This is a genomic window from Streptomyces sp. P3 (assembly GCF_003032475.1).
Classification (GTDB): Bacteria; Actinomycetota; Actinomycetes; order Streptomycetales; family Streptomycetaceae; genus Streptomyces.
Map to the genome: position 1 here is coordinate 7,510,397 of NZ_CP028369.1, position 11,845 is coordinate 7,522,241.

Here is an 11,845-nt window from a genome sequence, read left to right on the forward strand (position 1 = left end):
GTGCACCCAGGGGAGTTGGGCATGAGCGTGGCGAGTCGGTACCGGCAGGCGTGGGAGGGTTTCTGGCAGGAGGCCCCGAAGGAGCCGGGCGGTGTGTTCTGGGACGCGGACCCGAGGGTCACCGCCGCGCTCCACCTCGCCCTCTTCGAGCCGCATCTCATCGATCCGGGGCTGGCGTTGGTGGACCTCGGCTGCGGCAACGGAACCCAGACCAGGTATCTCGCGGACCGCTTCCCGCGGGTGATCGGCGCCGACCTGTCCGCGGCCGCCCTCGACCACGCCCGGCGCGCCGACCCCGCCGGACAGGCGGTGTACCGGCAACTGGACGCGGCCGAGAAGGGCGCGGCCGAGGCCTTGCACGCCGAACTCGGGGACGCCAACGTCTATGTGCGGGGCGTCCTGCACCAGTGCGAGCCCGCCGACCGGCAGCCGCTGGTGGACGGCATCGCCGCGCTGGCGGGGGAGCGCGGCCGGGTCTTCCTCGTCGAACTGTCGGAGGCGGCGCGCCCCGTCCTCGGCGCGCTCGCGCAGAGTCCGTCAGGGCCTCCGCCGAAGCTCGCGCCCGTCTTCCGGCACGGCATCGCCCCCGGCGAGGTCGCCGACGACGCGGTTCCCCTCTATCTGCGGGGCGCCGGACTCACGGTGCTGGCGTCGGGTGAACTGCCCCTCGTCACGACCGAGTTCACCGCCGACGGCGCCAGGATCGAGCTGCCGTCCAGGTGGCTGGTGGCCGCCCGGGGCGTGTGAAGTTCCGGAGCATGTGACCGCCTCTGCGTAGCAACGGGCCTCTCGTGCTGTCACATCCCGCCGCAGGCGGCGTGAGGTGGCGTGACATCGGAGGCATCGCGCCATGGCGTCTCAACAGCCCCGTTCCGCGACGGATGACGCTGACGGCAGGCCCGTACCCGACAGCGGCCGGAGCAGTACCGCGCCGACCACGACCGCCCGACCCCCGCCGACCACGACCGTCCGCACACCGGGCACTCCGCCCGCCCGACTTCATCGCGGCCACCGCCAGCCGGGCCGCCGACGCCTCCGCCGCCGGTAGCCGACGAGGATGCTTTCGCCGTTTCCGGCGGGGGTGAAACCGGGGCGACCGCACCGGCGGCGCACTCCGACAACTCACCGGAGCCGTTCCGCCTCCCCCGACCTGGTACCGGAGAAGATGTCCACCACCGGGCGAGATCACCCGGAGGTGACCAAGCGCCCACTAGGCTCGGACATCCTGGACCGGACGGGGGACGTGTACGTGAAGATCCTGATCAGCGCCGACATGGAGGGCGCCACCGGCGTCACCTGGCCCGCCGACGTGCTGCCGGGGGCGGCGCAGTGGGAGCGGTGCCGGACCCTGTTCACCTCGGACGTCAACGCCGCCGTGCTCGGGTTCTTCGCCGGCGGAGCCGACGAGGTCCTGATCAACGAGGCCCACTCGACCATGCGCAACCTGCTCCTCGAGCAGCTCGACGAGCGGGCGGAGATGCTCACCGGGCGGCACAAGTCGCTGTCCATGGTGGAGGGCGTCCAGCACGGCGACGTCGACGGCGTCGCGTTCGTGGGCTACCACGCGGGCGCCGGGATGGAGGGCGTCCTCGCCCACACCTACCTCGCCAACTCCATCACCGGAGTCTGGCTCGACGACGTGCGGGCCAGCGAGGGCCTGCTCAACGCACACGTGGCCGCCGAGTACGGGGTGCCGGTCGTCCTCGTCACCGGCGACGACGTGGCCTGCGAGGACGCGCTCGGCTACGCGCCAGGGGCGCTGAAGGTCGCGGTCAAGGACCATGTCTCACGCTACGCGGCCGTGTGCCGCACCCCGGCCCGCACCGCGGCCGACATCCGGGCGGCGGCGAAGGAGGCGGCCGGCCTGGCGGTCCGTCAGGAGCCGGTTTCCGCAGGCCCGTTCACCGTCGCGGTCGAGTTCGACGCCGAGCACCTCGCGATGGCCGCCACCGTCGTGCCCGGCGTCGCCCGCACCGGTGAGCGGAAGATCGCGTACACCAGCGGCACCATGTACGAGGGCATCCGTACCTTCAAGGCGGTCACCACGATCGTCTCGGCCGCGATCGAGGAGCAGTATGGCTGACACGCGCGCACTGGAGGAGGTCGTCCGGTTCACCTCCGACCTCATCCGCTTCGACACCGGCAACCGGGGCGGCGGCGACTGCCGGGAACGGCCCGCCGCCGAGTACGCGGCCGCGCTGCTCGCCGAGACGGGCGTCGAGCCGACGCTGCTCGAACGCACGCCGGGCCGCACCAACGTGGTGGCCCGGATCGAGGGCTCGGACCCCCGCGCGGACGCCCTGCTCGTCCACGGCCACCTGGACGTCGTCCCGGCCGAGGCGGCCGAGTGGAGCGTGCATCCCTTCTCCGGCGAGGTGCGCGACGGCGTCGTGTGGGGCCGCGGCGCGGTCGACATGAAGAACATGGACGCGATGATCCTCGCCGTGCTGCGGGCCTGGTCCCGGCAGGGCGTGCGGCCCCGGCGTGACCTGGTCGTCGCCTTCACCGCCGACGAGGAGGCCAGCGCCGTGGACGGCTCGGGGTTCCTCGCGGACGGGCATCCGGAGCTGTTCGAGGGCTGCACCGAGGCCATCGGCGAATCCGGGGCCTTCACCTTCCACGACGGCGCCGGACGCCAGATCTACCCCGTCGCCGCGGGCGAACGCGGCACCGGCTGGCTGAAGCTCACCGCGCACGGGCGCGCCGGACACGGTTCCAAGGTCAACCGGGAGAACGCGGTGACCCGGCTGGCCGCGGCCGTCACCCGGATCGGCGAGCACGCGTGGCCGCTGCGGCTGACCCCCACCGTCCGCGCCGCGCTCACCGAACTCGCCGCGCTGTACGGCATCGAGACCGACCTGAGCGACGTCGACGGCCTGCTGGAGAAGCTCGGCCCGGCCGCCGCCCTCGTCGAGGCGACCGTGCGCAACAGCGCCAACCCGACGATGCTGGAAGCCGGTTACAAGCTCAACGTGATTCCGGGGACGGCCGTCGGGTACGTCGACGGACGGTATCTCCCCGGCGGCGAGGAGGAGTTCCGGGCGACCCTCGACGCACTCACCGGGCCCGACGTCGACTGGGAGTTCGCCCATCGGGAAGTCGCCCTCCAGGCGCCGGTGGACGCGCCGCTCTTCGCCCGGATGCGGGCCGCGGTCGAGGAGTTCGCGCCCGAGGGGCACGTGGTGCCGTACTGCATGTCCGGCGGCACGGACGCCAAGCAGTTCTCGCGGCTCGGCATCACCGGCTACGGTTTCGCCCCGCTGAAGCTGCCGCCCGGCTTCGACTACCAGGCCCTCTTCCACGGGGTCGACGAACGGGTCCCCGTCGAAGCGCTGCACTTCGGCGTCCGCGTCCTCGACCGGCTCCTGCGGACGGCGTGAACCGCGTCGTGGGCGCCGAGGAGGGCGATGCGCGGGTCCTGCCCGCACGGCTCCCGGCCGTCCCCCGTCGACGCGGCCCCGCGGCCGCGCACGGCGGTCGTCCCGAGTACGTGGGCTTCGCCGGCGACGAGGTGCGGTGGACCGCTCCCCGGGCCGCCGGGAACGGCCGCCGCAGTCTCGTCCGGCGACGCGCCGGCGGCACACGGGAGTCGCTGCTGCCCCCGCCCTGGAACGTGCGCAGCCGGATCGTCGAGTACCGCGGCCGGCCCTGGGCGGGCGCGGCGCGCGCCGACGGGGTCCCGGTGCTGTTCGCGCACCACGTCCACCGGCGGCCGCACGCGTACCGGTCCGGGCTCCGGCACGCCGCCACGACGGTGCGCGCGCTGAAGGCCGGGCTCTCGCTGTACGCTCAGGTGTTCGGGTCGTACCCGCCCGGCGTCCCGAGGCTGGAGCTCGCACCGTGAAGGAACTCGTCCGGCCCTCCCGGCTCGCCCCCGGCGCCAGGGTCGCGGTCGTCGCCCCCAGCGGGCCGGTGGCCGAGGAACGCCTGCAGGCCGGTCTCGACCTGCTGCGCGGCTGGGACCTCGACCCGGTGGTCGCCCCTCATGTGCTGGACCGGCACCGCGCCCTGCCGCACCTCGCGGGCGCCGACGCCGACCGGGCCGCCGACCTCCAGCGGGCCTGGTGCGACCCAGGCGTCGACGCGGTGCTGTGCGCACGCGGCGGCTACGGCGCCCAGCGCGTCGTCGACCTGCTCGACTGGGACGCGATGCGGGCCGCCGGCCCGAAGGTGTTCGTCGGGTTCAGCGACAGCACCACCCTGCACGAGGCGTTCGCCGTCCGGCTGGGCCTGGTCACGCTGTACGGGCCGGTGGCCGCGGGCATCGACTTCATCAAGAACGCCCGGGCGCAGGCACACCTATGGGCCACCCTGTTCGCCCCCGAGACCGTCCGCGTCGTCGGCGCCGCCGGCTCCGCCCTGGCCCCGGGACGGGCGCGGGGCGTCACCCTGGGCGGCTGCCTGACGCTGCTCGCCACCGGGTACGGCACCCCGCACACCAGAGCCGGCGCCCGCGGCGGGCTGCTCCTGGTCGAGGACGTGGGCGAGCCGCCGTACAGCGTCGACCGGGCCCTCACCCAGCTGCTGCGCACCGGATGGCTGGAGGGCGTCGCGGGCGTCGCCCTCGGCTCCTGGGACCGGTGCGGCCCCTACGAGGAACTCCGCCCGGTCCTCGCCGACCGGCTCGGCGGCCTGGGCGTCCCCGTCGTCGAGGAACTCGGCTTCGGGCACTGCGAGGGAGCGCTGACCGTGCCCTTCGGCGTGAGCGCCGTGCTCGACGCCGACGAGGGCACGCTCGCCCTCGACACCCCGGCCCTGCGCTGACCCCGCCCGCCGACACCGCCGCGGCACCGGCGAGGACCGGTCCTCGCCGCGTCACCCGAAGGGCAGCCCCCGCCGCGCGTGAGCGGGCCGCCGGACCGACCCTGGTTCCATGAGCCCGAAGACCTCGAAGAGCGCCAGGACCTCCGAGAGCCGGGGGAGGACGCCGATGACGCCCGGCCGGATCGCCGTCCTGGTGCTCGCCGCCCTCGCCCTGGTCTTCATCTTCGAGAACACCCAGGCGACGGAGATCCGGCTGCTGGTCCCCGTGGTGACCATGCCGCTGTGGGCGGCCCTGCTGGCCACCGGGGTCATCGGCGCGCTGTGCGGGTCGTACTTCGCGTACTCCCGGACCCGGCGGAGGTGACCCGGTCGTAGGCTGGTCCGATGCCGCACACCGCATCGCGCTACCTCGCCGAGGGACCCCGGGTGGGGATACGCCACTTCACCTACGAGGACGGGCCGGAGTTCACCTCCCGCGTGCGGGAGAGCAGGGAACTGCACCACCCGTGGCTGTTCCCGCCCGCCACCGCCGACGCCTACACGGCCTACGCGGGACGGCTCATCGAGGACCCGTCCAAGGCCGGCTTCCTGGTGTGCAGCCGTGCGGACGACGCCATCGCCGGGTTCGTCAACGTCAACAACATCGTCGAAGGCGCGTTCCAGAGCGGCGCGCTGGGCTACGGCGCCTTCGCGCACGCGGCCGGACGGGGGCTGATGCGCGAGGCGCTCGACCTCGTGGTGCGCCACGCGTTCGGCCCGCTGCGGCTGCACCGGCTGGAGATCAACGTGCAGCCGGGCAACACCGCCTCGATCGCCCTCGCCCGCGCCTGCGGCTTCCGCCTGGAGGGGTTCTCCCCGGAGATGATCCACATCGACGGTGAGTGGCGCGACCACGAGCGGTGGGCGATCACCGCCGGGAAGCGGACCGGGCCCCGGACTTCCGGTTGATCTTCATGGTGTCGAGGTCCGTGACCGTCGACCTCAGCCCCGTGAAGCCGTATCCGAGCTCCCGCAGCGTCGTCTCGGCGCGCTCCTCGGCGAGCGCGCCCGCCATCTCGTCGCCGTCCGCCGCGTCCGACACCACCGCGTAGCGCATCGAGAAGTGCTTCAGCGGCGACGGCTCGTACGTCAGCGTGCCCTCCTCGGTGAACCGCATGCTCGTCAGCCCGTGGTCGGCGGCGCCGGCGAGCAGCCGCGCGCGGTCCTCCTCACCCAGGCCGTCCCAGGTGCCCCGGACGATCACCCGGTACGTGTGCTGCTCGGTCACTGCTGCTGCTCCCTCACCCATGACGTCGACGCAGTCGACGCCGTCGAAGGAGCGACTCTACGGCCGCGGGGCCGCCGCCCACCCGGAATATTCCACCCGGCGCCGTCCGGCGCCCGCTCACGGCAGACCCGGAAGCACCCTGGTGCGGGTGGAAGTCGAAGAAGCCGCGCTGGTCGGGGCCGATCCGGCCGACGTGGACGCGGTCGAAGCCGGCGTCGGAGAAAGCCGTGAGGGCGGCGAGATGCTCCTCGGGGTCGTCGCCGCACACCGTGTTGTCGCCGACCATCTCCTCGCCGACCAGCGGATCCAGCCGCGCGAAATGGCTCGGCGTGGGCACGATCCGGCCCGTCTCGCCGGCAGCAGCCGGTTCGACCACCGTCGGCGGACCGTGCCGACCGCTTCGGCGCGATCTGCGCTGTAACAGACCTTCGTGTCGCCGCTGACGAGCCCGGCGGGGGCGAACTCCTCGCAGGCCGGGAAGCAGCCGTACTCGGGCATGGGGGTACCTCGGCGACCGGGTGGTTCGCTGTCGCCGCCCGAGCCCGGGGCCCGGGCGGGAAACCGGCGCACGTTTGGCCGCCCCTGCCCGGGGGACGCGGAAACCCTCGTACGACGCCCGCCCGGACACCGTCGGAGGCCTGCCGTGAGTCGATCCCGCAGCGTGAGCGTCGGCGCGGGCTTCGCCGGCCACCGGGCGGCCCGCACCCTCGCGCGGGCGTCCCGGGCCGGGCCGACGGGCGGGGCCCGCTCGAGCCCGTACCGCTTTCAGGCACTGCGCCGTGACCGGCGGGCACACCGACGGCCGGGCACACCGACGACAACGATGAGGGGAACGACGTGAACGACCAGAACCACGCGACCGCCGACGCCGGTGGGGCGCATCCCTCCCCGGAGGACGACTCCCAGTCGATCACCGCGCCCACGCCCGAGGTGGGACGGCACGGGGACGGCGACGCCCGACCCGCCGGGGACCGCTCGTCGCCGGAGGACGGCTCCCAGTCGATCGACTCGCCGACACCCGAGGTGGGACAGCACAGCTCCGGACCGGCGAGGACGTCCCACGACGGCCGCGACGGCGATTCTGCCGCGGAACCCGCGAGGAACCAGCCCGGCGGGGAGCCGGCCAGGAACCAGCCCGGCGGGGAGCCCGCGAAGAACGGGCCCGGCGGGGAGCCTGCGAAGAACCAGCCCGCCCCCGGGACCGCCCAGCGCGACGACCGCGCGGAAGGAGACCGCTGACCCGATGGACACCGCCGAACTCGTCGAACTCGGAAAGCAGTTGAGGGTGGACAGCGTGCGCGCGTCCGCCGCCGCGGGGTCCGGGCACCCGACGTCCTCGATGTCGGCCGCGGACCTGACGGCCGTCCTCCTCGCCCACCACCTCCGCTACGACTTCGACCGCCCGGACCATCCCGGCAACGACCGCTTCGTCCTCTCCAAGGGCCACGCCTCTCCGCTGCTGTACTCCGCCTACAAGGCCGCCGGCGCCGTCGACGACGAGGAACTGCTGACCTTCCGGGGGCTCGGCAGCCGGCTCGAGGGACATCCCACCCCGCAGCGGCTGCCGTGGGTGGAGACGGCCACCGGATCGCTCGGCCAGGGCCTGCCGGTCGGCGTCGGCATCGCGCTGGCCGGGAAGCGGCTGGAGCGCACCGGGTACCGCGTCTGGGTGCTGTGCGGGGACAGCGAGCTCGCCGAGGGCTCGGTGTGGGAGGCCGCCGAGCACGCGGGCCACGAGCACCTGGACAACCTCACCGTCATCGTGGACGTGAACCGGCTCGGCCAGCGCGGCCCCACCCGGCACGGCCACGACCTGGACGCCTATGCCCGCCGCTTCCAGGCCTTCGGCTGGCACACGGTCGAGGTCGACGGGCACGACGTGGACGCCATCGACCGCGCGTACGGCGAGGCGGTCTCCACCAGCGGGCAGCCCACCGCGATCCTCGCGCGCACCCTCAAGGGCAGCGGCGTGGCCTTGGTCGAGGACCGGGAGGGCCTGCACGGCAAGCCGCTGCCGGACGCCGACGAGGCGATCGAGGAGCTGGGCGGCGTCCGCGACCTGCGGGTCCGCGTGCACGAGCCGGCCGAAGCCAGGCTGCTGCACTCCGTCCCCTCGGGCCGGCCGGACCTGCCCCGCTGGCACAAGGGCGAGGAGGCGGCGACCCGGGACGCCTTCGGCAAGGCCCTCGCCGCTCTCGGCGCCGCCCGCGAGGACGTCGTCGCCCTCGACGGCGAGGTCGGCGACTCCACCCGCGCCGAGGACTTCGCCAAGGAGCACCCCGACCGTTACTTCGAGTGCTACATCGCCGAGCAGCAACTGGTCGCCGCCGCGGTCGGCCTCGCGGCGCGCGGCTGGACGCCGTACGCCGCCACGTTCGCCGCCTTCCTGAGCCGCGCCCACGACTTCATCCGTATGGCGGCCGTCAGCGGCGCCGGCGTCAACCTGGTCGGCTCCCACGCGGGGGTCGCCATCGGACAGGACGGCCCCTCGCAGATGGGCCTGGAGGACCTCGCGATGCTGCGGGCGGTGCACGGTTCCACCGTGCTCTACCCGTGCGACGCCAACCAGACCGCCCGGCTCGTCGCCACCATGGCGGGCCTGGACGGCGTGCGCTACCTGCGCACCTCGCGCGGCGCCGCGCCGGTCCTCTACGGGCCGGACGAGGAGTTCCCGGTCGGCGGCAGCAAGGTGCTGCGCTCCTCCGAGCGGGACCGGTTGACGATCGTCGCGGCCGGCGTCACCGTGCACGAGGCGCTGAAGGCCGCCGAGGCGCTGGCCGGCGAGGGCATCGCGGTCCGGGTCGTCGACCTGTACTCCGTCAAGCCCGTCGACCGGACCACGCTGCGGCGGGCCGCCGAGGAGACCGGCTGCCTGCTGACCGTGGAGGACCACCACGCGGAGGGCGGCCTCGGGGACGCGGTCCTCGACGCCTTCCTCGACGGCCGCCCGGTGCCCCGCCTGGTGCGCCTCGCCGTGCGGACGATGCCCGGTTCGGCGAGCCCGGCGGAGCAGTTGCACGCCGCCGGCATCGACGCCGACTCGATCGCCGCTTCCGCACGGCTGCTGGTGGAGCAGGCGATCACGCCGTGAGCGGCGACCGGGTGCGCACGGTGCGCACCGGCCGCCGGACCATCGAGGTGCACCGGCCGGACAAGGTGCTCTTCCCGGGCGACGGGGACGCGAAGGAGTACACGAAGGGCGACCTCGTCGCCTACTACCGGGCCGTCGCCCCGTTCCTGCTGCCGCAGCTGCGCGGCCGTCCGCTGATGCTGGAACGGCATCCGGACGGCCTGGACGGGCCGCGGTTCATGCAGAAGAACACGCCGGAGCACTACCCGGAGTGGATCACGCGGGTGGAGCTGGCGAAGGAGGGCGGCACGGTCCGCCACGCGGTGTGCGACGACGCGGCAACGCTGGCGTTCCTCGCCGACCAGGCCTGTCTCACCCTGCACCGGTGGCTGTCCCGGGCCGACCGCCCCGACCACCCCGACCTGATGGTCTTCGACCTCGACCCGGCCGACGGCTCCCGCTTCGCCGCCGTCCGCGAGGCGGCCGGACGGCTGCGCGAGCTCCTCGGCGAGCTGCGGCTGCCCGCCGACCTGATGACGACGGGCTCGCGCGGGCTGCACGTGGTGGTCCCGGTCGACGGGCAGGACGACTTCGACGCGGTCCGCGGATTCGCCCGGGACGTCGCCGAGCTGCTCGCCGCCGGGCATCCCGACCGGCTGACCACGGCAGCCCGCAAGAAGGACCGCGGGGACCGGCTCTACCTGGACGTCCAGCGCAACGGGTACGCGCAGACCGCCGTCGCCCCCTACACGGTGCGCGCGCTGCCGGGGGCGCCCGTCGCCATGCCGATCAGCTGGGAGCAGCTCGGCGACCCCGGCCCGCGCCGCTGGACCATCGCCGACGCCGTCGAGCAGGCCCGGACGCGGCCCTGGTCCGGGACGTCGGGGCGGGGGCGGGCGCTGGGCCCGGCCCGGCGCCGGCTCGACGCACTGCGCGGCTCGTGAAGGTTTGGCCAGGGGAGTTCCGGCCACCCGGAGGAAGAGGTGGCCATCGTGAACACGAAAAGCACATCGCAGGCACACAGATCCGATGATCCCGAACGCCCGCGCGGTCGGGACGATACCGATACTTCACGCTCATCACACTCATCACGCCCTTCAGGCGATTCACGCGGTTCACGTAGTTCACACAGTTCTGACGATTCGGGGAACCCGGACAGGCCGAAGGCTCCTCGGCACGGGAAAGGCGGAGACGACGTGGCAGACGACCGGCCGGGCCCCATGGACGTGCTGCGCCAGGCGCGCGCCCAGCTCGCGGAGCTGACCGGCATGACGGCCGAGAGCGTCTCGTCCTTCGAGCAGACCGAGGACGGCTGGGCCCTGGAGATCGAGGTCATGGAGCTGGCCCGGGTGCCCGACACGATGAGCCTGATGGCGAGCTACCAGGTCGACCTCGATTCCGCAGGACAGCTCACCGGCTACCGGCGTGTCCGCCGCTACGAGCGCGGGCGGGCCGACGCACATCGGCAGGGCGGTCGCTAGGCCGCCCGCCCGTACTGCTGTCCGACCATCCACTTCAAGATCTTCAAGACAAGGAGGCGCGGTAGACATGACCGTTGTCCCGGCACAACAGACCGGCGGTGGGGGCGGCTCCAGCGGCCTCTACGACGTGCTGGAGCTCGTCCTCGACAGGGGTCTCGTCATCGACGCGTTCGTGCGGGTGTCCCTGGTCGGCATCGAGATCCTCAAGATCGACGTCAGGGTCGTGGTGGCCAGCGTCGACACCTATCTGCGCTTCGCCGAGGCGTGCAACCGACTGGACCTGGAGGCGGGGCCGCGCAAGGACCCGGGCCTGCCCGACCTGGTCGGCGAGATGACCGAGTCCGGCGCCCGCGGCAAGTCCAAGGGTGCCCTGTCGGGCGCGGCGGAGACCATCTCCGACGCGTTCAAGCAGGCCCGTGACGACGGTTCCTCGGGGGAGCGTGAGCGCGAGGCCAGGCCCCGGGCCCGTAAGACCACCTCCACGCGCCGGAAGGAGGAGCAGGAGTGAGCACCTACGTCTACGGCATCGTGGCGCGGTCGCATCCGGCCCTTCCGGACGGTCTGGCCGGTGTCGGTGAGCCGCCGCTGCCGGTGCGCGTCCTGACCGAGGGCGAACTGGCGGCGATCGTCAGCGACGCCCCCGAGGGGCTGCGGCCCAAGCGCAGGGAGCTGCTCGCCCACCAGAGTGTGCTCGCCGAGGCGGGCGCCGGCGGCTGCGTGCTGCCCATGCGGTTCGGCAGCGTCGCACCCGACGACAGCTCCGTCACCGGGGTCCTCGCCGAGCGCGCCGACCACTACAAGGAGCGTCTGGACGTCCTCGAGGGCCGGGTGGAGTACAACGTCAAGGCCTCGCACGTCGAGGAGGCGGTGCTGCACCAGGTGATGGCCGAGAGCCCCGAGCTGCGGGGCATGGCCGAGGCCAACCGTCAGTCCGGCGGCGGCAGTTACGAGCAGCGGCTGCAACTCGGCGAGATGGTGGCCGCCGCGGTCAAGGCCAAGGAGGCCGAGGACGCGGCGGACGTGCGGCAGCAGCTCGAGCCGCTCGCCGCGCACGTCAGCGTGGGCCCCGAGTCCACGGGCTGGCTGGTCAACGTGTCCTTCCTGGTGGACCGCGACTCGGCGGCCGGGTTCCTGGAGGCCGCGGAGGAGCTCCGCAAGAGCCGTCCGCATCTCGAGGTGCGGGTCAACGGGCCGCTTCCGCCGTACAGCTTCGTGGAGCCCGGTCCGGCCGAACCCGAACCCGCGGGCGTCACCGGGGAGTAG

General features: G+C 73.6%; 12 protein-coding genes and 3 pseudogenes. 13 read left to right on the forward strand and 2 right to left on the reverse strand.

The features are described from left to right. Positions 1 to 21 precede the first annotated feature (21 nt). The 7 genes and pseudogenes from C6376_RS33125 to C6376_RS33155 all read left to right on the forward strand — a co-directional run bounded on the left by C6376_RS33125 (position 22) and on the right by C6376_RS33155 (position 5,712). A complete protein-coding gene (locus tag C6376_RS33125; protein WP_107446718.1) occupies positions 22 to 747 on the forward strand; it encodes a class I SAM-dependent methyltransferase in 726 nt (241 codons plus the stop codon). A 502-nt stretch (positions 748 to 1,249) separates the two neighbouring features. Next, positions 1,250 to 2,083, forward strand: coding sequence for a M55 family metallopeptidase (locus tag C6376_RS33130; RefSeq protein ID WP_107449336.1), 834 nt, complete (start codon positions 1,250 to 1,252; stop codon positions 2,081 to 2,083). Next, a complete protein-coding gene (locus C6376_RS33135; RefSeq protein WP_107446719.1) occupies positions 2,076 to 3,380 on the forward strand; it encodes a M20/M25/M40 family metallo-hydrolase in 1,305 nt (434 codons plus the stop codon). The genes C6376_RS33130 and C6376_RS33135 overlap by 8 nt, the downstream gene beginning before the upstream one ends. Positions 3,381 to 3,407: 27 nt before the next feature. Then, positions 3,408 to 3,697 (forward strand): annotated as a pseudogene (locus C6376_RS33140) (S9 family peptidase); the annotation flags it as partial. Positions 3,698 to 3,840: 143 nt separating this feature from the next. Continuing rightward, positions 3,841 to 4,764, forward strand: coding sequence for an LD-carboxypeptidase (locus tag C6376_RS33145; protein ID WP_107446720.1), 924 nt, complete (start codon positions 3,841 to 3,843; stop codon positions 4,762 to 4,764). A gap of 109 nt (positions 4,765 to 4,873) precedes the next feature. After that, complete coding sequence (locus C6376_RS33150) at positions 4,874 to 5,128, forward strand: LapA family protein (protein WP_107446721.1); 255 nt, start codon at positions 4,874 to 4,876, stop codon at positions 5,126 to 5,128. Between the two features lie 20 nt (positions 5,129 to 5,148). Then, entirely contained in the window at positions 5,149 to 5,712 is a 564-nt protein-coding gene (locus C6376_RS33155; RefSeq protein WP_107446722.1) for a GNAT family N-acetyltransferase, read from the forward strand. Here the strand turns inward: C6376_RS33155 and C6376_RS33160 are convergent. Both C6376_RS33160 and C6376_RS44055 read right to left on the reverse strand, forming a co-directional pair. After that, positions 5,672 to 6,031, reverse strand: coding sequence for a DUF6204 family protein (locus C6376_RS33160; RefSeq protein WP_173985785.1), 360 nt, complete (start codon positions 6,029 to 6,031; stop codon positions 5,672 to 5,674). The genes C6376_RS33155 and C6376_RS33160 overlap by 41 nt on opposite strands. Before the next feature lie 117 nt (positions 6,032 to 6,148). Beyond that, a pseudogene (locus tag C6376_RS44055) lies at positions 6,149 to 6,478 on the reverse strand (LLM class F420-dependent oxidoreductase); the annotation flags it as partial. A 390-nt stretch (positions 6,479 to 6,868) separates the two neighbouring features. Here C6376_RS44055 and C6376_RS33170 point away from each other — a divergent pair. From C6376_RS33170 to C6376_RS33195, 6 genes and pseudogenes are all read left to right on the forward strand, one after another. After that, positions 6,869 to 7,270, forward strand: a complete 402-nt coding sequence (locus C6376_RS33170; protein WP_107446725.1) for a hypothetical protein — start codon at positions 6,869 to 6,871, stop codon at positions 7,268 to 7,270. A 4-nt stretch (positions 7,271 to 7,274) separates the two neighbouring features. Next, the gene (locus C6376_RS33175; RefSeq protein ID WP_107446726.1) at positions 7,275 to 9,122 is read left to right on the forward strand and encodes a transketolase; all 1,848 of its coding nucleotides are present in this window, start codon (positions 7,275 to 7,277) and stop codon (positions 9,120 to 9,122) included. Further along, positions 9,119 to 10,045, forward strand: a complete 927-nt coding sequence (gene ligD, locus C6376_RS33180) for a non-homologous end-joining DNA ligase (protein ID WP_107446727.1) — start codon at positions 9,119 to 9,121, stop codon at positions 10,043 to 10,045. Before C6376_RS33175 ends, ligD begins: the two co-directional genes overlap by 4 nt. Positions 10,046 to 10,309: 264 nt before the next feature. Continuing rightward, positions 10,310 to 10,582: pseudogene (locus tag C6376_RS45765) on the forward strand (gas vesicle protein); the annotation flags it as partial. 67 nt (positions 10,583 to 10,649) lie between these two features. Beyond that, on the forward strand, positions 10,650 to 11,090 hold the full coding sequence (locus C6376_RS33190) for a gas vesicle structural protein GvpA (RefSeq protein ID WP_107446728.1): 441 nt from the start codon (positions 10,650 to 10,652) through the stop codon (positions 11,088 to 11,090). After that, positions 11,087 to 11,845 carry a GvpL/GvpF family gas vesicle protein gene (locus C6376_RS33195; RefSeq protein ID WP_107446729.1) on the forward strand — a complete coding sequence of 253 codons (759 nt, stop codon included), beginning with the start codon at positions 11,087 to 11,089 and terminating at the stop codon, positions 11,843 to 11,845. The genes C6376_RS33190 and C6376_RS33195 overlap by 4 nt, the downstream gene beginning before the upstream one ends.

Bases quoted from the DNA above. Each gene is read 5' to 3' on its own strand.
- C6376_RS33135 (WP_107446719.1), top strand. From the start codon at position 2,076: ATGGCTGACACGCGCGCACTGGAGGAGGTCGTCCGGTTCACCTCCGAC.
- C6376_RS33175 (WP_107446726.1), top strand. From the start codon at position 7,275: ATGGACACCGCCGAACTCGTCGAACTCGGAAAGCAGTTGAGGGTGGAC.
- C6376_RS33125 (WP_107446718.1), top strand. From the start codon at position 22: ATGAGCGTGGCGAGTCGGTACCGGCAGGCGTGGGAGGGTTTCTGGCAG.
- C6376_RS33150 (WP_107446721.1), top strand. From the start codon at position 4,874: ATGAGCCCGAAGACCTCGAAGAGCGCCAGGACCTCCGAGAGCCGGGGG.
- C6376_RS33190 (WP_107446728.1), top strand. From the start codon at position 10,650: ATGACCGTTGTCCCGGCACAACAGACCGGCGGTGGGGGCGGCTCCAGC.
- C6376_RS33155 (WP_107446722.1), top strand. From the start codon at position 5,149: ATGCCGCACACCGCATCGCGCTACCTCGCCGAGGGACCCCGGGTGGGG.